General features: G+C 67.4%; 19 protein-coding genes. 12 read left to right on the forward strand and 7 right to left on the reverse strand.

Annotation, left to right across the window (positions count from 1 at the left end):
* On the forward strand, positions 1-304 hold a 304-nt coding region (locus tag ACPYOD_RS17240), incomplete at its 5' end, for an EF-hand domain-containing protein (RefSeq protein WP_481302940.1).
* A 154-nt stretch (positions 305-458) separates the two neighbouring features.
* The gene (locus ACPYOD_RS17245) at positions 459-1,529 is read left to right on the forward strand and encodes a phospholipase A (protein ID WP_481302958.1); all 1,071 of its coding nucleotides are present in this window, start codon (positions 459-461) and stop codon (positions 1,527-1,529) included.
* 108 nt (positions 1,530-1,637) lie between these two features.
* Here the strand turns inward: ACPYOD_RS17245 and ACPYOD_RS17250 are convergent, their stop codons facing one another.
* A complete protein-coding gene (locus ACPYOD_RS17250) occupies positions 1,638-2,120 on the reverse strand; it encodes an FKBP-type peptidyl-prolyl cis-trans isomerase (RefSeq protein WP_481302941.1) in 483 nt (160 codons plus the stop codon).
* 189 nt (positions 2,121-2,309) lie between these two features.
* Here ACPYOD_RS17250 and ACPYOD_RS17255 point away from each other — a divergent pair, with 189 nt between their 5' ends.
* From ACPYOD_RS17255 to kynU, 10 genes are all read left to right on the forward strand, one after another.
* Entirely contained in the window at positions 2,310-4,304 is a 1,995-nt protein-coding gene (locus ACPYOD_RS17255; RefSeq protein ID WP_481302942.1) for an acetyl/propionyl/methylcrotonyl-CoA carboxylase subunit alpha, read from the forward strand.
* 11 nt (positions 4,305-4,315) lie between these two features.
* Positions 4,316-5,218, forward strand: coding sequence for a hydroxymethylglutaryl-CoA lyase (locus tag ACPYOD_RS17260; protein WP_481302943.1), 903 nt, complete (start codon positions 4,316-4,318; stop codon positions 5,216-5,218).
* 40 nt (positions 5,219-5,258) lie between these two features.
* Complete coding sequence (locus ACPYOD_RS17265; protein ID WP_481302944.1) at positions 5,259-6,230, forward strand: GNAT family N-acetyltransferase; 972 nt, start codon at positions 5,259-5,261, stop codon at positions 6,228-6,230.
* Complete coding sequence (locus ACPYOD_RS17270; protein WP_481302945.1) at positions 6,227-6,805, forward strand: N-acetyltransferase family protein; 579 nt, start codon at positions 6,227-6,229, stop codon at positions 6,803-6,805. The genes ACPYOD_RS17265 and ACPYOD_RS17270 overlap by 4 nt, the downstream gene beginning before the upstream one ends.
* A gap of 36 nt (positions 6,806-6,841) precedes the next feature.
* Complete coding sequence (locus ACPYOD_RS17275) at positions 6,842-7,609, forward strand: SDR family oxidoreductase (protein ID WP_481302946.1); 768 nt, start codon at positions 6,842-6,844, stop codon at positions 7,607-7,609.
* A gap of 32 nt (positions 7,610-7,641) precedes the next feature.
* A complete protein-coding gene (gene efpL / locus ACPYOD_RS17280; protein ID WP_481302947.1) occupies positions 7,642-8,208 on the forward strand; it encodes an elongation factor P-like protein EfpL in 567 nt (188 codons plus the stop codon).
* A 70-nt stretch (positions 8,209-8,278) separates the two neighbouring features.
* Complete coding sequence (locus ACPYOD_RS17285; RefSeq protein WP_481302948.1) at positions 8,279-10,348, forward strand: FUSC family protein; 2,070 nt, start codon at positions 8,279-8,281, stop codon at positions 10,346-10,348.
* A gap of 135 nt (positions 10,349-10,483) precedes the next feature.
* Positions 10,484-11,509, forward strand: a complete 1,026-nt coding sequence (locus ACPYOD_RS17290) for an amidohydrolase family protein (RefSeq protein WP_481302949.1) — start codon at positions 10,484-10,486, stop codon at positions 11,507-11,509.
* A 97-nt stretch (positions 11,510-11,606) separates the two neighbouring features.
* Positions 11,607-12,107 (forward strand): hypothetical protein, encoded by a 501-nt coding sequence (locus ACPYOD_RS17295; RefSeq protein WP_481302950.1) that lies wholly within the window; start codon positions 11,607-11,609, stop codon positions 12,105-12,107.
* A 16-nt stretch (positions 12,108-12,123) separates the two neighbouring features.
* A complete protein-coding gene (gene kynU / locus ACPYOD_RS17300) occupies positions 12,124-13,392 on the forward strand; it encodes a kynureninase (RefSeq protein WP_481302951.1) in 1,269 nt (422 codons plus the stop codon).
* Positions 13,393-13,491: 99 nt separating this feature from the next.
* On the opposite strand, the gene ACPYOD_RS17305 is transcribed toward kynU, so the two are convergent.
* From ACPYOD_RS17305 to ACPYOD_RS17330, 6 genes are read right to left on the reverse strand one after another with little or no spacing between them, the layout of a single operon-like run.
* Complete coding sequence (locus ACPYOD_RS17305) at positions 13,492-14,784, reverse strand: argininosuccinate lyase (protein ID WP_481302952.1); 1,293 nt, start codon at positions 14,782-14,784, stop codon at positions 13,492-13,494.
* Between the two features lie 16 nt (positions 14,785-14,800).
* Positions 14,801-15,748, reverse strand: coding sequence for an N-acetyl-gamma-glutamyl-phosphate reductase (gene argC / locus ACPYOD_RS17310; protein ID WP_481302953.1), 948 nt, complete (start codon positions 15,746-15,748; stop codon positions 14,801-14,803).
* A gap of 5 nt (positions 15,749-15,753) precedes the next feature.
* Positions 15,754-17,070 (reverse strand): acetylglutamate kinase, encoded by a 1,317-nt coding sequence (locus tag ACPYOD_RS17315; RefSeq protein WP_481302954.1) that lies wholly within the window; start codon positions 17,068-17,070, stop codon positions 15,754-15,756.
* The gene (locus ACPYOD_RS17320) at positions 17,060-18,157 is read right to left on the reverse strand and encodes an acetylornithine deacetylase (RefSeq protein ID WP_481302955.1); all 1,098 of its coding nucleotides are present in this window, start codon (positions 18,155-18,157) and stop codon (positions 17,060-17,062) included. Before ACPYOD_RS17320 ends, ACPYOD_RS17315 begins: the two co-directional genes overlap by 11 nt.
* 8 nt (positions 18,158-18,165) lie before the next feature.
* The gene (locus tag ACPYOD_RS17325) at positions 18,166-19,371 is read right to left on the reverse strand and encodes an argininosuccinate synthase (RefSeq protein ID WP_481302956.1); all 1,206 of its coding nucleotides are present in this window, start codon (positions 19,369-19,371) and stop codon (positions 18,166-18,168) included.
* A gap of 40 nt (positions 19,372-19,411) precedes the next feature.
* Positions 19,412-20,419: an N-acetylornithine carbamoyltransferase gene (locus tag ACPYOD_RS17330; RefSeq protein WP_481302957.1), complete on the reverse strand. Its 1,008-nt coding sequence runs from the start codon at positions 20,417-20,419 to the stop codon at positions 19,412-19,414.
* Positions 20,420-20,734: the final 315 nt, after the last annotated feature.

A 20,734-nucleotide genomic window follows, 5' to 3' on the forward strand; every position in this document is an offset into this window, starting at 1 on the left:
AGATGTGTATAAGAGACAGGTGCCGCCTTCGGCGGGAGCGGAAGCCAACTCCTCCGGTGCGTCGATGCAGACACCGCAGGGACAGGTCACGGTGAACAGCGGTCCCGCGCCGGCTAAGCCTTCGGGCCCCGCACCCGACTTCGCCACGCTCTCCGGTGGCAAGGGCTCGATCACGCCGGAGCAGGCTTCGGCTTATCCGCTGCTGGCCAACGACTTCCAGTATGCGGACAGCAACCGCGACGGAAGGGTCTCGAAGGGCGAATACCAGAAGTGGGTCGCCAAGTCGGGCGCCAGCGGTCAGTAACCGGAACGCCGGCTAGTCAGGCATATGTGGTGGGAAGCCCTTCACCGGGCTTCCCACTTTTCGTGCACCTCGACGCTGCACGTTCTTCAGACGAAGCCTGCCGCTACACTCCGCTGCCCACCGGATTTTTCCGGCCAAGCACGGAGCCCTCATGATGAAGCCGATCCGCGCCGCCTCCGGCGCCCTTTGCGCCTACGTGTGCCTGCATACGGGCCTTGCGCTCGCGCAGAATCCCAGCCCCCTGGATATCCGCGCGTGCTCGGCCATCGAAACCGACTCGCAGCGCCTGCTGTGCTACGACAAGGCGGTGGGTCGCGATCGCCTGCCGCAAGCCGCGAAGAAGGAAGATCCGTCGGGGCGCTCGGTCAGTGTCGACCTGGCCACACGCGACTCAGGAGACGTGGCGCGCCCCCTGTCGCTGCTCGACAGCCGCTGGGAGCTCTCGCCGGAATCGAAACTTGGCACGTTCAACCTGCGCGGTTACAAGCCGACCTATGCGCTGCCGTTCTTCGGTTCGTCGAACCAGAACACCCGGCCGCACAGTCCCGCGCCCGATCACACGGTAGCCACGCCGCAGCAACTCGACGACGTGGAAGCGAAGTTCCAGATCAGCCTGAAGACGAAGGTTGCCGAGAACCTCTTCGGCGACAACGGCGACGTGTGGGTGGGATATACCCAGTCGTCGCGCTGGCAGGTCTACAACACCGACAACTCGCGGCCGTTCCGCGAAACGAACTACGAACCCGAGGCGATGCTCGCGTTCAACACGCACTACGAAGTGCTCGGTTGGACGGGCCGCCTGGCCAGCATCGGCATCAACCACCAGTCCAACGGACGCGCCGACCCTCTCTCGCGCAGCTGGAACCGTGTGATCGCCGACATCGGCCTCGAGCGCGAGGGATGGACCATCATGCTGCGCCCGTGGTGGCGCATTCCGGAAGATCGCAAGGACGACGACAACCCGGATATCCAGGACTATATGGGGCGTGGCGAAATCCAGGTCGTGCACGAAGTGGGCCGCCAGGAATTCGGCCTGACCGCACGGCACTCGTTCCGGGGCGGCGACCGTTCGCACGGGTCATTGCGCGGAACCTGGAGCTTCCCGGTGGTCGGGAACCTGCGCGGCTACATGGAAATCTTCAACGGGTACGGTGAGAGCCTGATCGACTACAACCACCGGGCGACTTACCTGGGCCTGGGCGTGTCGCTGCTGGATTGGTACTAGCGCAAAGCTCTGTGTGGGAGCCGCTTCAGCGGCGATGGGTGCTCGCGACAAGCTTGCCCGCTGCCGCGGGATCGCCGGCATAGCCGGCTCCCACACGGAGTTGCTACATCAATGGTGGTGGCCACCCTCACCATGCACGTGGCCGTGCGACAGTTCTTCGTCGGTGGCTTCGCGCACGTCGGTGATTTCCACCGCGAAGTGCAGTGTCTGCCCGGCGAGCGGGTGATTGCCGTCGACGGTGACGTTGTCGCCCTCGATCTTGCTGACGGTGACGTTGATGCTGCCCTGGTCGTTGCGACCCTGGAACTGCATGCCGGGCTGGAGGTCTTCGACACCTTGGAACGCGGCGCGCGGCACGACCTGGATGAGTTCCTGGTGGCGCGGACCGTAGCCTTCCTCCGGCGCGACGTCGACCTTGAACTGGTCGCCGGCCGAGCGGCCTTCCAGCGCCTTTTCCAGGCCGGGGACGATATGGCCTTCGCCATGGATATAGGCCAGCGGCTCGCGGCCTTCCGAGCTGTCGATGACGTTGCCCTGGTCGTCGGTCAGCGTGTAGTGGAAGGAAACGGCGTGGCGGTTGGCGATCTGCATGGAATTCTCGCTTTGGAGGGGGAATCGGGGACGGCTGGAAGCGCCTTCCCGGGCCTCCAAGGCTAGAAGACCCGTCCCCGTACTGCAAATCACAAAACCTTGGCGATGCTGCGGCGCAACCCGCCGGAAGGCCGTAATCTGCTAGTTTTCCCGCTTTTCCCCCACCCTCCGACCCGTGCCGGGAGCCGCATGTTCGACTGCATTCTGATCGCCAACCGTGGCGAAATCGCCTGCCGCGTGATCCGGACCTGCCGACGCCTCGGCATTCGCACCGTCGCGGTGTATTCCGCGGCCGACGCGGGTGCGCAGCACGTGCGGCTGGCGAACGAGGCGTGGCCCATCGGTGGACCGCGCCCCGCGGAGTCCTACCTGCGGGGCGACGCGATCATCGAGGTGGCGAAGCGCAGCGGCGCGCAGGCCATCCACCCGGGCTACGGCTTCCTTTCGGAGAACACCGACTTCGCCCGCGCCTGCGCCCGGGCGGGCATCGTGTTCATCGGCCCGCGGCCCGAAAGCATCGACGCCATGGGCTCCAAGGCGGCGGCGAAAGCGCTCATGGAGCGGCACGACGTGCCGCTCGTTCCGGGATACCACGGCGAGAACCAGGCCCCCTCGCACCTCGCGGCCGAGGCGCAGCGCACCGGTTTCCCGCTCATGATCAAGGCGGCCGCCGGCGGCGGCGGCAAGGGCATGCGCATCGTGCGCGACGCCGCCGGGTTCGCCGAAGCGCTGGCCTCCGCGCAGCGCGAGGCCGCGAACGCTTTCGGCGATACGCGCGTCATTCTCGAACGCTATGTCGAACATCCCCGCCACATCGAATTCCAGGTGTTCGGCGATACGCACGGCAACATCATCCATCTCAACGAACGCGAGTGCTCCGCGCAGCGCCGCTATCAGAAAGTGCTGGAGGAAACGCCGTCGCCCTTCCTCGACGACGCACGCCGTGCCCGGATGGGCGCGGCAGCGGTGGCCGCCGCACGCGCGGTGGACTACGTGGGAGCCGGCACGGTCGAGTTCATCGTGGGCCAGGACGGCGAGTTCTTCTTCATGGAAATGAACACCCGCCTCCAGGTGGAGCATCCCGTCACCGAGGAAACCCTCGGCCTCGACCTGGTGGAATGGCAGCTGCGCGTGGCATCGGGCGAGCCGCTGCCACTGGCCCAGGAGGCGATTCGCGCCCGGGGCCACGCCATCGAAGTGCGCCTCTATGCAGAGGACCCCGAAGCGAACTTCCTGCCCGGATCGGGCAAGCTCGCCGCGCTGACATTGCCACCGGCTTCGGCACACGTGCGCCTGGATGGCGGCGTGGTCGCCGGCGACACGGTGACGATCTTCTACGACCCCATGATCGCCAAGCTCATCGTGCACGATCGCGACCGCACGCAGGCGCTCGAGCGCCTGCGCGAGGCGCTGGCGCAGACGGACATCGTGGGACCGAAATCCAACGTGGCCTTCCTGGAACGCCTCGTCCGCCATCCTGTCGTGGTCGAAGGCCACATCGACACCGGATACCTCGACCGTCATCTCGACGAGTTCCTGGCCGGCGGCGCCGAGCCCGGCGACCTCGAATACTTCGCGGCCGCGACCGCCCTGCTGCTCGCCGACGAGCACGCCGAGCGGAATGGCGCGGGCGATCCCCATTCGCCCTGGGGCGCGGCCGATGCCTGGCGCCTGGGCCACCCGGGAAAGCGCGTGGTCGCGCTGGTGGAAGGCGGCCGCCGGCACGAGGTTGAGGCCCACGGCCATGGCGGCGACTACGTGCTCCACATCGATACGCGCTCGTGCACCGTTGCCGGCGCGCGCATCGATGGCGATACGCTCTCCGCGCGGTTCGACGAGCACGCGCGGCGCGTGCCGCTGTCGCTCGTCGACGGCCGCTTGCGTGTACACGACGCCCAGGGCCGCCGCTGGAGTTTCGAACGGGCACCAGCCTTCGCGTGGCTGGGCGAGGAAGCCGCCGGGGCGCGCCAGCTCGTGGCGCCCATGCCGGGACGCATCGTCCTGGTCCGTGCGGCGGCCGGCGATACCGTCGAGGAAGGACAGGAGCTGCTGGTGATGGAGGCGATGAAGATGGAACTGGCCTTGAAGGCGCCGCGCGCCGGTAGCATTGAGTCCATATCGGTGGCGCAAGGCGATTTCGTGGACGCGGACACCGTGCTCGTCCGCTTCGTCGAGACCGCCTGACAGGAACCCGCATGAACAACCCGTCGAACCATGTCCGCATCGTCGAGGTCGGCCCGCGCGACGGCCTGCAGAACGAGAAAACCATGCTGCCGGCCGCGGTCAAGATCGAACTGATCGACCGCCTGTCCGATACCGGCCTGGCCACGATCGAAGCCACCAGCTTCGTCAGTCCCACGTGGGTGCCGCAGCTGGCCGACGCCGCGGAAGTGTTCCGCGGTATCCGCAAGGCCCCCGGCGTGGCGTATCCGGTGCTGGTGCCGAACCTGCAAGGCTACGAGCGGGCGCGGGAGGTCGGGGCCGGCGAGGTCGCGGTGTTCACCGCGGCGTCGGAAGCGTTCAACCGCAAGAACGTCAACGCGTCGATCGACGAATCCATCGACCGCTTCGTGCCCGTGCTCGAACGGGCGCGCGCGGATGGTGTGGCCGTTCGCGGCTACGTGTCGACCGTGCTCGGCTGCCCGTACCAGGGCGATGTGCCGGTGGCCGACGTGGTGCGCGTGGCGCGCCGCCTGCACGAGCTTGGCTGTCACGAGGTGTCCCTTGGCGACACCATCGGCGTCGGCACCCCCGCGAAGGCGCGGGCCATGCTGCGGGCGGTAGCGGCCGAGGTGCCGATGGCCGCCCTCGCCGTGCATTTCCACGATACCTACGGACAGGCCCTCGCCAACATCCTCGCCTGTCTGGAGGAAGGCGTGCGCGTGGTGGACAGCGCCGTGTCCGGCACCGGCGGCTGCCCGTATGCGAAGGGCGCCACGGGCAACGTGGCCAGCGAGGACGTGGTGTACATGCTGCACGGCATGGGCATGACCACCGGCGTCGACCTCGACCGCCTCGTGGCAACCGGCGCGTGGCTGGCGAGCCAGCTCGGCAAGGCCACGGCCAGCCGCGTGACTCAGGCGCGCACCGCCGCCTGACTGTGGGAATGGGGCGGGCATCCATGGCAGCATGGGTGCCATGCCTGCCGACTACCTCATTCGCCCCATCGAGCCGCGCGACGATGCCGACATCGCCGCCGTCATACGCACCGTCATGCCGGAGTTCGGCGCCGACGGTCCCGGCTTCGCCATCCACGACACCGAGGTCGACGCCATGTCGACCGCCTACTCGCGACCGCGAAAGGCCTATTTCGTCGTGGAGATGAACGGCCGCGCCGTGGGTGGCGGGGGCATGGCGCCACGGGAAGGCGGCGACGAGGAAACCTGCGAACTGCGCAAGATGTATTTCCTCCCCCAGGCGCGCGGCACCGGCGCCGCGTCGCAACTGCTGCGCCGCTGCCTCGACGCCGCACGCCGCGCCGGGTTCTCGCGCTGCTACCTCGAAACCCTTACCGGCATGGACGCGGCGCAGGCCCTGTACATGCGCCACGGATTCACCCGTATCGACGCCCCCATGGGCAGCACGGGACACTTCGCCTGCAATCGCTTTTTCCTGCGCAGCCTCAACGACGGGGACCTCACCATCCCGCCTTCCCCGCCTTCGCTAGAGTTCGCCGTCGACGACCCCGGCCGCCCGGACGTGCTTCCGCTGATCGAGCAGCTGCACGGTTACCTCTCCGATCTCGACAGGCACCTGCCGCCGCCCTCGGTCGGAGTGGAGAGCCTGCGCCAGCCGCACACCACGTTCATGACCGCGCGCGTCGACGGCCTGCCGCTGGCCTGCGGGGCGGCCGTGGACCACGGCGACTACGTTGAACTCAAATACATGTACGTGCTGCCCGCCTGTCGCGGCATGGGCCTCGGCAAGCAGATGCTCGAGGCGCTGGAGCAACAGGTGCGTTCGGCGGGCGGCACCACCGTGAAGCTGGAAACAGGCACGGCGCAGACGGAATCCATTGAACTCTACGAGCGCGCGGGTTATCGCCGCTGCCGTCCCTTCGGCGACCATCGGGCCGTCGCGTCGAGCATCTTCATGGAAAAGAACCTGTGATCCGGGTCGCGGTCGAAGCGGACGCGGGGGCCTGCCACGCCATCTACGCGCCCATCGTGGAGACGAGCGCGATCACCTTCGAGACCGAACTCCCCGGCGACGACGCGATGGCCGGCCGTATCCGCGCACGCCTGGCCAATCATCCATGGCTGGTATGGGAAGAAGGCGGCGAGGTGCTGGCGTATGCGTATGCGGGGCGCTTCCGCGAACGCGCGGCGTACGACTGGGTCGCCGAGACCTCGATCTACGTGCACGAGAAGGCACGCCGCCGCGGCATCGCCCGCCGCCTGTATGGCGCGCTGCTGGAAACGATGCGGCTGCAAGGCATCAACCAGGCCGTCGGGGTCATCACGCTGCCCGGCGACACGAGCGTGGCGATGCACGAGGCCATGGGCTTCACGCCCGCCGGCGTCTGGCCAAAGGCCGGCTACAAGCTCGGCCGCTGGTGGGACGTGGGCGTGTGGAGCCTGTTCCTCGCCGAGCCCGCAAATCCACCGCCGCCGGTGGTTCCATTCGCCGAACTGGCCGCGACCCCGGAGCTTGCGGCCCTCCTGCAACGCGCCGCCACCCGCTAACATGCGCTTCTTTGCCATTCGCAAAGCGGAGTTTCCATGCAGCTCGAACAGGTCAAGGCCGTCATCACCGGCGGCGCGTCCGGTCTGGGTCACGCCGTGGCCCAGCGTCTCGTCGCGGCGGGCGCCAAGGTCGCACTCTTCGACGTGAACGAGGAAAAAGGCCAGGCGGCCGCGGCCGCCCTCGGCGCCAACGCCTCCTTCCATCGCACCGACGTCACGTCCGAAGAGGGTGTGGCGGCGAATGTCGCCGCGGCCAGCGCGGCGATGGGTGGCCTGAACGCCGTGGTGAACTGCGCGGGCATCCTGGGTGCCGGGCGCGTGCTCGGCAAGGAAGGCCCGATGCCCCTGGCCAACTTCTCCACGACGGTCATGGTGAACCTGGTCGGCAGCTTCAACGTCGCCAAGGCCGCGGCGCAGCTGATGCAGGCCAATGCGGCCGGCGACGACGGCGAGCGCGGCGCGATCGTGAATACCGCCTCGGTGGCCGCATACGAGGGCCAGATCGGCCAGGCCGCCTATTCGGCCTCGAAGGGCGGCGTCGTGGGCATGACCCTGCCCATGGCCCGTGAGCTCGCCCGCTTCGGCATCCGCGTGAACACCATCGCGCCCGGCATCTTCTGGACCCCCATGGTCGACGGTATGCCGCCGCAGGTGCAGGAATCGCTCTCGGCATCCATTCCCTTCCCGTCGCGCCTGGGCAAGCCGGAAGAGTTCGCCGACACCGTGGCCTTCATCCTGACCAGCCGTTACCTCAACGGCGAAACGATCCGCCTCGACGGCGCCGTGCGTCTCGCGCCGAAGTAATCAACCCCAGAACGACACGAAGTCGAACAGCCATGAAAGCATCCGAAGTCAAGAAAGGTAACGTCGTCGAGAACGAAGGTACGGTGTACCAGGTGCGCGACATCGAGCGCAGCGCGCCCACCGCGCGCGGCGGCAACGTCACGTTCCGCTTCACCCTCTACTCCATTCCCGGCAACCGCAAGTACGACCTGAGCCTGCGCGCCGACGACGAACTGAAGGAAGTGGAACTCACCCGCCGCCAGGCGAAGTTCTCCTATATGGACGGCGACAATTTCGTCTTCATGGACGACGAGGACTACACCCAGTACATCCTCGGTCCCGAGGTGATCGGCGACAACGCCGGCTATATCGTGGAAGACATGGAGGGCTACTACGTGCAGGTGATCGACGATGCGCCCGTCGGCCTCCAGGTACCCACCTCGGTGGTGCTCACGGTGGCCGACACGGCACCGGAACTGAAGGGCGCCAGCGCCACCAAGCGCACCAAGCCGGCCACGCTCAGCACCGGCATCGAAGTACAGGTGCCGGAATACATCACCACCGGCGAGAAGGTCACGGTGAACACCCTCACCGGCGAGTTCGCGGGCCGCGCCTCCTGATCCGCGCTACCGATCCAGTCAGGCAATTTGCGGCAGAATCGTGGGCTCACAGGACGAGCCCACACACACCATGAGCAACGGCTACTCGCTCCGCGCCAGCGTCATCGGTACGCTGATCCGGACGAAGCGACCCGACGTCCCGCTGCGGGTCGCGCTGCGCAATACGGCGGCAGTGATCCTGCCGCTCGCGCTGGGCCTCATGTTCGGTTACCCGCAGGTGGGCATCGGCATCGCCGCCGGTGCCCTCGATACGATGTTCTCGGACCAGCCGGGTCCCTACCAGCAACGCCTCAGCCGCCTCTTCCTCGCGGCGCTCGCCGCCGGCGCCGCGTCGCTGGTGGGCTTCCTGATCGGCAACCTCGTCCTGCCGATGTCCGTCGCCTGCGCCGTGTGCGGCTTCCTGGGTGGCCTGCTGGTCGTGTTCGGCCCCGACATCGCGCGCGTGGGCATGACGAGCATGCTCCTGCTCGTGATCACCGCGGCCACGCCGACGACTCTCGGCGGCGCGCTCGCGGGCGGTGGCCTGATCTTCGCCGGCGGCATGCTGCTGGCGGTGTTCTCCATCGCGGAATGGCCACTGCAACGCTACCGGCCCGAGCGCATGGCGCTGGCCACCGTCTACCGCGGGCTGGCCGCGCTCGCGCGCAAGCAGCAGCACGACGCCGAAGCCCCTGCCCTCACCGATGCCATGGACGCGCTGCAGATCACCCTCCTCGGGCGTCACCACGCCCGCGGCCGCGCCATGGAAGCCTTCCGCGTCCTCCTGGAACTGGCGGAACGCATCCGCCTCGAACTCATCGCCATGCAGGTGCTGGAAACGGCCCGCGACGGCATGGGCGAGATGTTCCGCAACGACGCCGCCCGTGTACTGGCCGCCACGGCCGACGCCCTCGATGCGGCCGAACCGCCGCAGCGCGCCGAGCGCGCGCTCGCCACCTTGCAGGCCAGCGAGCGCGCGTTGCTGGCCGGCAGCAATCCAAGCGCACTGGGCACACACATCCAGGCCCTGTCTGGACAGCTTGCCGCCGTCGTGCGTAACACCAACTGGGCCGGTTCGCGCGGCGAGCAGCGTGCCCAGCGCGCGGAAACAGCCCTGCCGGACACGCTGCGCAGCGCCTCCGCACTGTCGACCCTGCGCGCGAACATCACGCCGCACTCGGTGGCCTTCCGGCACGCGGTGCGCTGCGCGGTGGTGCTCACCCTTGCCTTTGCCGTCTCTCGCTACTACTCCCTGCCCCACGGCTACTGGCTGCCGATGACGGCGGCCATCGTCCTGCGCCCCGATTTCGCGGCCACGTTCAACTTCGGCCTCCTCCGCGTGGTGGGCACGGTGCTCGGACTCATGCTCACCACCCTCGTGCTGCGGCTTACGCCGGACGTGGCGTGGGCGCACGTGGCGGTGATGGGCGTGCTCTGCCTCGGGTTCCGCTACCTGGCGGTCGCGCACTACGGCATCGCGGTGGCCGCCCTGACCGGTACCGTGGTGGTGCTCCTCTCGTTCGAGGGCGTCGACCCGTTCGCCGCCATGTCCGACCGCGTGCTCAACACCGCCCTCGGCAGCGGCATGGCCCTCCTCGCGTACGTGCTCTGGCCTACCTGGGAGCGGCACCGGGCCCGCAGTGCGCTTTCGGACATGCTCGGGGCCTATGCCGATTACCTGGATGCCATGGTGGCCCCGGCCGACAGCCGTGCCCGCTACGAGGTGCGTGCCGCCACGCGCACCGCGCGCACGAATGCGCAAGCGTCGATCGACCGCATGCTGGCCGAACCGGGTACGCCCGCGGTGCTGGCCGAACTGGCCGAGACGCTCTACGCCAACGGCAACCGCCTCGCCCGAACGGCGATGGCACTGGAATCCCTGATCGACGTGGGCGAGGTGCCGGAGGCGTGGCCCCCGGTGGGTGCGTTCATCCACGAGGCGGCCACGGCCCTGCGCGCGCAGGCGGAAGCACTCACCCGTGCCGAGGCCATCGCCATGCCGCCGGCCTTGCGCGAGCACCAACGCGCACTGGCCGAAATGCTGGCGCGGGAGAAGGACCGCGGCTTCGCGGAGGCGGTGTCGCGTCTCACCGATCGCCTGACCGACAACGTGGACACGATCGCGCACGTTGTGAATCGCCGTTCCGTCGCACCGGCCTGACCGTCGGTATCGCCGCTGAAGCGGCTCCCACACGAGGGCCCTGTAGGAGCCGCTTCAGCGGCGATCCGCGCGGTAGCGCGGCCTCTTGCTGCACCGCGAGAGGTTCCTTCACAAGGGCGGCGGTACACTCGGGCCATGCTCAAGATCGACACGCACGCGCACATCCTGCCCCGCGATTGGCCCGATCTCGCCGCCCGCTACGGCGACGAGCGCTTCCCTGTCATGACCCATTCGAGCGGCCACCACCGCATCTACAAGGACGGGAAGTTCTTCCGGGAAGTGTGGGAATCGGCGTTCGACGCGGAACATCGTATCGCCGACTACGCCCGCTTCGGCGTGGGTGTGCAGGTCGTGTCGACGGTTCCCGTGATGTTCTCGTACTGGGCCAAGGGCCATCAGGCGCTGGAACTCCACACGCACCTCAACGATGCGATGGCCGCCGTATGCGAGGCGCACCCGCGCCACTATGCCGGCATCGGCACCGTGCCGCTGCAATCGCCTTCGCTCGCTATCCGTGAGATGGAGCGTTGCATCGGCGAACTGGGCCTGCAAGGCGTGCAGATCGGCTCGCACTGCAATGCGTGGAATCTCGACGCGCCGGAGCTTTTCCCATTCTTCGAGGCCGCCGCCGACCTCGGTGCGGCGGTCCTGGTGCATCCCTGGGACATGATGGGCACGGATTCGATGCCCAAGTACTGGCTGCCCTGGCTGGTGGGCATGCCTGCCGAGCAGTCGCGGGCCGCCTGCGCGCTGATCTTCGGTGGTGTACTGGAACGTCTGCCCGCGTTGCGCGTGATGCTGGCCCATGGCGGCGGCAGCTTCCCGTATTCCATCGGCCGCATCGAGCACGGCTTCCGCATGCGTCCCGACCTCGTCGCGACGGACAATGCGCGCAATCCGCGCGAGTACCTCTCACGGCTCTACTTCGACTCCTGCGTGCACGACGACGCGGCGCTGCGCTACCTGCTCGCCACCGCGGGCAGCGACCGCGTCATGCTCGGCACCGACTATCCATTTCCGCTGGGCGAACAGGAGCCGGGCAGCGGCATCGAGGCGCTTGGCCTGGATGAGACGGAGCGGGCGCGCCTCTTCCACGGCACCGCCCTGGAATGGCTCGGCGTGCCGATGTCGAAGTTCCAGCCCGTCGCCGCCGTGGCGTGAACTGGCGCACAGGCCGCCCGCCATCCCGTTGCGCCCGCTGTGCCAGAATGCCGCCGTTGCGCGGCGCCGCCGCGCCCTCCCAAGGGAATCCTCGCTCGTGAACCGCCTTCCGCGTCTCATCCTGACTGCCCTGCTCTTCGCGAGCCCCGCGATCGGCGCGACCGACGTGTCGATGATGGCCGGCGCCATCCATTTCGCGGTTCCCGACCAGTGGGTACCGATCATGCAGTCGGAGGGCGAGAAGGAAACACAGGTGTTCCAGGTACCGGGATCGAGCGCCGCGGACGCCACCCTGGCGCGGGTTTCCATCACCGCGCAGAAGGTGCCCAACCTCAACGGTTTCCAGCAGTTCGCGGGCAACCTGCGCAACCACGCCACGGCGCTCACCGACTACGCTCCCGGCAAGGCGAATTCGCCGACCGAGAACGTGTACACGGCGAAGGAAGGCGCGGTGAAGCTCGATTACTTCGAGCGCTACTTCTACAGCGCCGGTTACGCGATCCAGCTCCGTTGTATCCGCCCCGCCGGCGATGACGCCCGCTTCCGCGCGGCGTTCGACAAGGGTTGCGCCGACGTGGCCGCCCACATGCCTTCGTGATCCACGGATTTCCCCAATGACCGATTTCGAAGCGACGCGCGCCTGGGCCGAAGCCCAGGACGCCGCCGATCCGCTCCGCGCCTTCCGCGACGAATTCCATATTCCGCGGCACGACGGCCGCGACACCCTCTACTTCTGCGGCAACTCACTTGGCCTGCAGCCGAAGGGCGTCCGCGCCGCGATCGAAGCGGAACTCGCCGACTGGTCCGAACTGGCCGTGGAGGCGCACTTTCGCGGCCGTTCGCCGTGGATGCATTACCACGAGTACGTGCGCGATGCGATGGCCGAGGTGGTCGGCGCGCAGCCGCACGAAGTGGTCGCGATGAATTCGCTGGGCGCGAACCTGCACCTCATGATGGTCAGCTTCTACCGCCCGACGGCGGAGCGCCCGGCCATCCTCATGGAGGCCGGCGCGTTTCCCACCGATCGCTACGCGCTCGAATCGCAGGTGCGCTTCAACGGTTTCGATCCCTCTCGCGACCTCATCGAGTTGCAGCCCGACGGCCCTGGCGGCACGCTTTCGATGGCGGCGATCGAGCGGGCGATCGCCGAGCACGGACACCGTGTCGCGCTGATCATGCTGCCGGGCGTGCAGTACCGCACAGGCCAGGTGTTCGACCTGCGGGCCATCGTGCGCCTGGGGCACGCCCAGGGCTGCGTCGTCGGTTTCGATCTCGCGCACGCCGTCGGCAACCTGCCCCTCGCGCTGCACGACAGCGGCGCGGACTTCGCCGTGTGGTGCACGTACAAGTACCTCAATGCAGGCCCGGGCGCCGTCGCGGGCGCCTTCGTGCACGATCGCCACGCGCGTGCCGACGTGCCGCGCTTCGCCGGCTGGTGGGGCCACGACAAGCACACGCGTTTCCAGATGGGGCCGCATTTCGTACCGACGCCGGGTGCCGACGGCTGGCAGCTGTCCAATCCGCCCATCCTTGCGCTCGCGCCGTTGCGCGCGTCGCTCGACGTGTTCACGCGAGCCGGCATGCCGCGCCTCGTGGAAAAGAGCCGCCGCCTCACCGCCTATCTCGACTGGCTGATCCGTAGTCGCCTTGACGACGTGCTCGATATCGTCACACCGAACGACCCGGCCCAGCGCGGCGCACAGTTGTCGATCCGCGTTCGCGCGGGACGCGATGCCGGGCGGAAGTTGTTCGAACACCTCGAACGCCACGGCGTCATAGGCGACTGGCGCGAACCCGATGTGATCCGGCTGTCGCCGACGCCGCTCTACAATCGGTACACGGATTGCCTCGGTGCCGTGGAAGCCATCGAAGCCTGGTTGTAGCAAAGGCCCGACCTGTGGGAGCCGCTTCAGCGGCGATAGGTGCTTGCCGCAAGCTTGCCCGCTGACGCGGGATCGCCGCTGAAGCGGCTCCCACAGGGCTTACTGCATCGCAGCCAGGCGTTCACGCAGGATGTCCAGCATCAGGTCGTTGCCTGCGCCGGGCGAGGTGCGTGCCGCGAGGCTGGACTCGGGCGTGCGGCCCTCGCCTGCCGATGCGGCCGTTTCCGCCGCGGCGCGATAGGCGTCGCGGAACGGCACGCCGGCCACGGCCTGCTCGATCGCTACGTCCGTGGCATACATCGCCGGCTCGATGGCCGCGCGCATGTTGTCGGCCTTCCACTCGAACCGCGCGAGCATGTCGGGCAGCAACTCGAGCGCACCGAGGCCCATCGAGAAGCCGTGGAAGAGCGAACCCTTCGAGAACTGGAGGTCGCGCTGGTAACCGGACGGCAACGAGAGCAACTGTTCGATCTCGGTGCGTGCCGCCGCCACGCTCGCGTAGCTTGCGCGCAACAGTTCCACCACGTCGGGATTGCGCTTGTTGGGCATGATCGAGGAACCGGTGGTGTACTCCGCCGGCAGCTTCACGAAGTCGAACTCGGCCGTGGTGAACAGCGAGAGGTCCCAGGCGAGACGTCGGGTGTCGAGAAGAGCCATGCCCACCGCGTCCAGTGCCGCCATCTCGAACTTGCCGCGCGACAGCTGCGCGTAGATCGGCGACACCTGCATGCGCGCGAAGCCGAGCGCCGCGGTGGTGTGCGCGCGGTCGAGGGGCACGTTCACGCCATAACCGGCGGCGGTGCCGAGCGGGTTGGCGTCGATCAACGCCAGTGCCTGGCGCGCCCTCAGGGTGTTGTCGATGAAGGCCTCGGCGAACGCCGCGAACCACATGCCGGTGGATGAAACCACCGCGCGCTGGATGTGGGTATACCCGGGCATCGGCAACGCATCGCCGGCGGCGCGTTCCAGGCACACGTCCGCCACGCGACGGCAAAGGGCCTCCAACGTGGTCAGCTTCTCCTTGAGCCACAGGCGCGTGGCCACGAGGATCTGGTCGTTGCGGCTGCGCCCCGTGTGCACGCGGCGACCGGCGTCGCCAAGGCGTTCGGTGAGGCGCGCCTCGATGGCGGAATGGCCGTCTTCATAACGCTCGTCCAGCACGAACGCACCGGCGGCGAAGTCCGCCGCCAGCGCATCGAGCTCCCGCAGCAGCGCGTCACGCTCGTCGTGCGAGACCACGCCGATGTTGGCCAGGCCCTCGACGTGAGCCTTGCTCGCGGCGATGTCGTGCAGGAAGAACTCGCGGTCGAGCACCACGTCGTTCCCCGCGAGGAAACGCATGATGCGCGCGTCCACCTGGGTGTCGGATTTCTGCCAGAGCGGCTGGGTCATGTCGGGTTCCTACCGTTCAGAGCGGAATGGCGGTGAGCTCGGCGAAGCCCAGCGCACGGTTGACGTTCTGCATGGCCTGCGTGGCCGCGCCTTTGAGGAGGTTGTCCAGCGTGGCGACCACGACCACACGGCGGCCATCGGTCGACATCGCAAAGCCGCCCACGTCGAGGTGGTGCCGGTTGGCGATCTGGCTCACCCACGGCGCCTCGTCCACCACGTGGATCAACGGCTCCTTCTCGAAGCGGGCCTCGAAGCGGCGGACGATGTCCTCACGCTTCGCCTGCTTCGCGAGATAGAGGTTGGTGGTCACCGTGAGACCGCGGAAATGCGGCGCCACGTGCGGCATGAACTCGACCGGCAGACCGAGGTGGCGGCTGGCCTCTTTCTCGTGCATGTGGCCGGTGAGCGAGTACGGCATGAGGTTGTCGCGCAGCTTCTCCGGATCGTTGCGGTCCGAGGGCGTGGTGCCCGCACCCGAATAGCCTGAAACGCCGAAAGACACGGGCGGCGCGGCCAGGAGGTCTTTCACCGGCGCAATGGAAACCTGCACCGCGGTGGCATAGCAGCCCGGGTTGCTGATGCGCTTCTCGCCGCGCCAGCGATCGCGGTAAAGCTCGGGCAGGCCGTAATACCAGCGCTCGTCGAAGCGATAGTCGGCGGAAAGGTCGACGATCACCGTGTTCGCGCCGGCCTTGTCGATCGCTTCGACATAGGGCGCGGCCTTGCCGTTGGGAAGCGCGAGCACCACCACGTCCACGCCCGTGGCGGCCACGTCCGCCGGGTCGAGGTTGCCGAATGCCAGTTCGCCGCGGTAAGCGTCGTTATGTTCGGAAAGGCGCTGCCCTGCGAGCTCACGCGAGGACACGAAGGCAAGCTCCAGCTCCGGGTGGTTCGCGATGAGCCGGATGAGTTCGGCGCCCGTGTGACCGCGCGCGCCGACGATGCCGATGGTCTTCTTGGCCATGTCGGTTAGTCCTGCAAGGTAGGAACGCGCGTACGGCTGTGCGCCACGCAGCGTTCGATGTCGGCGAAGTTGTCCAGGCCGAACCAGAACACCGTCCAGCGGCCCTGCTTGAGGCAACCGTCCGCCTCGCCGTGGTAGAACGTGTTGATGGGATTGTCGTGGCGCGAGCGCCAGAACAGCTTCGGATTCTCATCCCGCATCACCTGCCACACCGCCCGCCCGAGGCCTTCACCCTGCGCGTCGTCGAGCACGGCGAACTTGTCGAGGTACGCGAACCCTTCTTCCCGCGTGAGCACCATCGCCGCGCGATAGTTCTCCGAGACATACAGGCGGAACAGCTTCGTCCGTTCGAAATAGCCGTCCACCAGGGTGCGCCCGAAGCTCGACTCGATGAGCTGGCGCATGCGCACGAGGTCCACGTCGTCCCACGAATCGAAGCGGAGCACGCGCTCACCCCGGCGCACCAGCGTGCCGGAACCCTTGTGCGTGAAGAGTTCCTTCGCCAGTTCCGCCGGGCGGGTGATCGACACGGAGGAGGTAAGCGGCAGGTCGTCGAGGAGATCCTTGATCTGCTCGATCTTCAGGCGCATGCCCGAATGCAGCCAGGGCTGTTCGAGGAGCTGCTGGTATTCGGTCGACAGGTTGATCGAGTCGATCACCCTGCCCTCGCCGTCGAGCAGACCGCCCGTGCCGGTGAGGAACACGATCTTGTACGGCTGCAGCACGCGCACGAGTTCGTTGGCCGCGAAATCGGCATTGATGTTGAGGATCTGGCCGGCATCCGTTTCGCCGAGGCTCGCGATGACCGGAATGGAACCGGCGCGCAGGCTGGCTTCGATCGGCGCCAGGTTGATGTCGCGCACGCGGCCCACGAGGCCGTAGGTTTCCTGGTCGAGGAACTCGGCGGCGAACACGCCCGACGGCACCGACGTGGCGCGGGTGTCGGCTTCCTGCAGCGCTTCCACCAGGCGCAGGTTCTGCGCCTGGAACACCCGGCGCACGATGGCCAGCGCCTCCGGAGACGTGACGCGCAGGCCGTTGACGGTCTTCTTCTCGATGCCGGCGGCCGCCAGCTCTTCGTCGAGCTGCGGACCCGCCCCGTGCAACACGATCGGGGTAAGCCCCACCTGCTGCAGGAACGACAGCGACGACGTGAGGTCCGGCAGTTCGTCGCGCAGCACGGCGCCGCCCACCTTCACCACCGCGAAGCGAGCGGCGTCCAGTTGGGAGAAGCGCTTCAGGTATTGCTGGATCTCGCGCGCGCTGCCCATCGAGGACAGGAGGCGGACGATGGTCTTGCGGGTATGTTTGTCAGAGTGCACGGTCGACGATCCGATGGATGGTCTGGGCGTAGTGCGCCAGTTGATCGAGGGCGACCCACTCGTCGGCGCTGTGCGCCTGCGCGATGTCGCCGGGGCCATAGACGAAGGAGGTGTAACCCGCCTTGGAGAACAGCGCGGCCTCGGTCCAGAAGTCGACCGCGTTGCCGACCGGGATGCCGAGTTCGTCCGCGAGGTCGCGAGCGGCAAGGCGCCGCGTTTCCGCCGTGGCGGTGTCGCCCGCCGGCAGGGAGTCGCCACGGAAGGTTTCGCCGTATTCCTCCGGATGCGGCTCCACGAGGGTGCGGAACGCCTCGAGCAGCCCGTCCGCGTCTATCGACGGCAGCGGCCGGAAGCCGAAGCGCACATCGGCGGTGGGGGCGATCACGTTCGCCTTGATGCCGCCCTCGACCTTGCCGATGTTGAAGCGAAGGCCGGTGAGGCCACCGAAGCGCTCGTGCGACTGGGCCTGCACATGGTCGAGGGCCGCGGCACCCCAGCGGATCGCCTGGTGGAGGGCGCTGTCCGAGGGCTTCTGCTCGCCCGATGCATGGCCCGCCCGGCCCTGGAAGCGCATCTGCACCGAATGGATGCCGCGATGCGCAAGCACGGCTTCGCCGCGCGTGGGCTCCGCGACGATGATCGCCTCGTAGTCGCGCGGCGTCTTCAGGAATCCGTCGATGCAGCGCGCGTCGTTCGCTTCCTCGTCGGTGGACAGCAGCAGGGCCATGTCGCCCTGGGTGGCGTTCGCCACCGCCACCAAGGCGGCCGCCGCACCCTTGATGTCGCACGATCCGAGCCCGATGGCGCGATCCTCGGTGAGGCGCAGGTCGAACGGGCTGGCGGTCCAGTGCGGCGAGTCCGGCACGGTATCGAGGTGCACGTTGAACAGGTACTTCGGCGTGCCGCGCACGGCGTAGAGGTTGACGGCACCGGCGCCGAAATCGGTCACCTGTACGTCGAAACCGGGCAGGTTCGCACGCAGGTAATCGAAGATGCCGCCGGTGCCGATGGTTCGTGGCGGATTGCGCGTGTCGAAACCGACCAGCGCGCGCAGGTGGGTGAGCGTGTCCTTCAGCAAGGCGTCCATGGGTCGGATCATTTCCCGTTTGCGCGATCGACTTCGGCCCAGAGCGTGGAGCTCATGCCGTAGAGCTTGATGAAGCCTTCCGCCTCGGCCACGCCCCAGTCGGCCGCTTGAGCGTAGGTGGCCTTCGCCGACTGCAGGATGTGCTTCGACTCGACCTTCACCGCATACACGGTGCCGCCGCGCGTTTCGATGATTACCTTGCCGTCCACCTTGCGCTGCGTGGAAACGAGGAACGCCTCGAGATCAGCCTTGATCGGATCGTTGAAGAAGCCCTCGTAGGCCACCTCGGTCCACTTGCGGCCGATCTCGGGCTTGAAGCGGTTCTGCTGCTTCGAAAGCACGGTTTCCTCGAGTGCACGATGCGCCGTGAGCAGCGCGGTGAGCGCGGGGGCCTCGAACACGATGCGGCCCTTCAGGCCGATGTTGGTGTCACCGGTGTACATGCTGCGGCCGACGCCGTACTTCGCCAGTTCGCGGTTGAGGAACGCGAGGATCTCGGGGCCCGAGGCCGCCTTGCCGTTGAGCGATACCGCGGTGCCCTGCGCGAAGCCCAGCTCGATGCGTAGCGGCTCGACCGGCCATTCGGAGCGCGGCGCGCACCAGGCGACGGCGCCCTCGCCCGGAATCTCCCACGCGTCGATCTCGCCGCCCGAAATGGTCACGCCGAGGACGTTCTCGTTGATGGTGTAGTGCTTCGTCTTGGCGCGCACCTCGAAACCCTTGTCCTCAAGGTATTTCTGCTCATAGGCGCGCACCTGGGTGTGCTCGCGCTGGATCTCGCGGATCGGCGCCACGATGGTGTAGTCGCCCAACGCCTTCACCGTGAGGTCGAAGCGCACCTGGTCGTTGCCCATGCCCGTGCAGCCGTGCGCGAAGAACTTCGTGCCGAGTTCGTCGCAGCGTTCCAGCGACGCTTTCACGATGAGGTAGCGGTCCGACACCAGCAACGGGTACTGGCCCTGGTAGAACTCGCCTGCCCAGATCAGCGGCGTGACGAAGCTGTCCCAGATGGCCTGCGCGGCGTCGACGGTACGGTGCGACGTTGCACCGAGTTCGTTCGCGCGCTGCTCGATGTACTCGCGTTCCTCGGCGGAGACGCCACCGGTATCGACGAACACGGTGTGCACGGCATAGCCGCGCTCGATGAGATAAGGGACGCAGAAGCTGGTGTCGAGGCCGCCGGAAAAGGCGAGGACGATATCTTTGCTGGACATGCGGGCTCCGAGGAAGGCGTTGGGTCGAAGTTAGGGCGAATCAGGAGTGCGAGACGAGCGAGGCCATCACCGCCTTCTGCACGTGCAGGCGGTTTTCGGCTTCGTCGATGGCGATGCAGGCGGGCGAATCCATCACGGCATCGGTGGCCTTGATGTTCCGGCGCAGCGGCAGGCAGTGGCTGAAAAGCCCGTTATGGGTGAGCGCCATCTTGGCCTCGTCGACGATGAAGTGCTTGTTCGCGTCGCGGATCGCCTTTTCCTCGTCCCAGCGGCCGAAGTACGGGATGGCGCCCCAGCTCTTGGCGTAGATCACATCCGCGCCGCGATAGGCCGATTCGATGTCGTGCGACACCTGCAGCGAGCCACCGTTCTCGCGTGCGTTGGCGCGGGCGAACTCCATGTAGCGTTCGTCGAGCACGTATTCCGGCGTCGGACACAGCAGGGTCACGTCCATGCCCATCTTCGTCGCGATCAGCAAGGCCGAATTCGCGACGGCGGTGTTCAGCGGCTTGGGATGGTAAGTCCAGGTGAGCACGTACTTGCGATTCTGCAGGTCGCCCAGGTGTTCCTTCAGCGCCAGCGCATGGGCCAGCTCCTGGCAGGGATGGGTGATGGTCTCGAGGTTGATCACCGGCACCGTGGCGTACTGCGCGAAGGCCGCAAGCACCTTGTCCTGGCGGTCCACCGACCAGTCGACGAACTTCGGGAACGCCCGCACGCCGATCAGGTCCACGTAGCGCGACAGTACGCGCGCCACCTCCGCGATGTGCTCCTCTGTGTCGCCGTCCATCACCGCGCCGACCTCGAACTCGATGGGCCACGCGTCCTTTCCGGGGGAGAGGACCACAGCGTGGCCGCCCATCTGGAAGGCCCCCAGCTCGAAGCTGGTGCGCGTGCGCATGGACGAGTTGAAGAACAGCAGCGCGATCGACTTGCCCGCCAGCTGACGGCCTTGCGGCGAGCGCTTGAACTCGGCGGCCTGCTCGAGCAGGGCGTCGATCTCGGCGCGGCTGTAGTCCTGGGTGGAGAGGAAATGGCGAACGGTCATGGCGGTCCGGATCGTCGGTTGGCCCGGGGGCCGTGGAGGAAAGGGGTGGGTAGAAACGAAAAAACCCGGCACAGGCCGGGTTTTTTAGTCGGTACGAATGAAACGCGCGCGACAGCCTACCCGGCAATGTGTCCGATGTACGGTCGACGAGCACGCGACGTCATTCCCGCGGCCATACGGGCGCTGGTCAGGACGATGGCGGTGTAGTCGGTGTGGGACACGGATGAGCCTGGGCAGGTGGAACGGCGATCATGCCGTGGATTGCTGCGTTGCGCAACAGGGGGGCATGCTATGGGCTGTCTCTTATACACATCT

This window comes from Luteibacter sp. HAY1-4A, assembly GCF_056755355.1.

Coding starts and splice junctions, on each gene's coding strand:
- argC (WP_481302953.1), bottom strand. CDS start 15,748: ATGGCCAAGAAGACCATCGGCATCGTCGGCGCGCGCGGTCACACGGGC.
- ACPYOD_RS17275 (WP_481302946.1), top strand. CDS start 6,842: ATGCAGCTCGAACAGGTCAAGGCCGTCATCACCGGCGGCGCGTCCGGT.
- ACPYOD_RS17250 (WP_481302941.1), bottom strand. CDS start 2,120: ATGCAGATCGCCAACCGCCACGCCGTTTCCTTCCACTACACGCTGACC.
- ACPYOD_RS17255 (WP_481302942.1), top strand. CDS start 2,310: ATGTTCGACTGCATTCTGATCGCCAACCGTGGCGAAATCGCCTGCCGC.
- ACPYOD_RS17305 (WP_481302952.1), bottom strand. CDS start 14,784: ATGACCCAGCCGCTCTGGCAGAAATCCGACACCCAGGTGGACGCGCGC.
- ACPYOD_RS17320 (WP_481302955.1), bottom strand. CDS start 18,157: ATGGACGCCTTGCTGAAGGACACGCTCACCCACCTGCGCGCGCTGGTC.
- ACPYOD_RS17285 (WP_481302948.1), top strand. CDS start 8,279: ATGAGCAACGGCTACTCGCTCCGCGCCAGCGTCATCGGTACGCTGATC.
- ACPYOD_RS17245 (WP_481302958.1), top strand. CDS start 459: ATGAAGCCGATCCGCGCCGCCTCCGGCGCCCTTTGCGCCTACGTGTGC.
- ACPYOD_RS17265 (WP_481302944.1), top strand. CDS start 5,259: ATGCCTGCCGACTACCTCATTCGCCCCATCGAGCCGCGCGACGATGCC.
- ACPYOD_RS17260 (WP_481302943.1), top strand. CDS start 4,316: ATGAACAACCCGTCGAACCATGTCCGCATCGTCGAGGTCGGCCCGCGC.
- ACPYOD_RS17330 (WP_481302957.1), bottom strand. CDS start 20,419: ATGACCGTTCGCCATTTCCTCTCCACCCAGGACTACAGCCGCGCCGAG.
- ACPYOD_RS17290 (WP_481302949.1), top strand. CDS start 10,484: ATGCTCAAGATCGACACGCACGCGCACATCCTGCCCCGCGATTGGCCC.
- ACPYOD_RS17325 (WP_481302956.1), bottom strand. CDS start 19,371: ATGTCCAGCAAAGATATCGTCCTCGCCTTTTCCGGCGGCCTCGACACC.
- kynU (WP_481302951.1), top strand. CDS start 12,124: ATGACCGATTTCGAAGCGACGCGCGCCTGGGCCGAAGCCCAGGACGCC.
- efpL (WP_481302947.1), top strand. CDS start 7,642: ATGAAAGCATCCGAAGTCAAGAAAGGTAACGTCGTCGAGAACGAAGGT.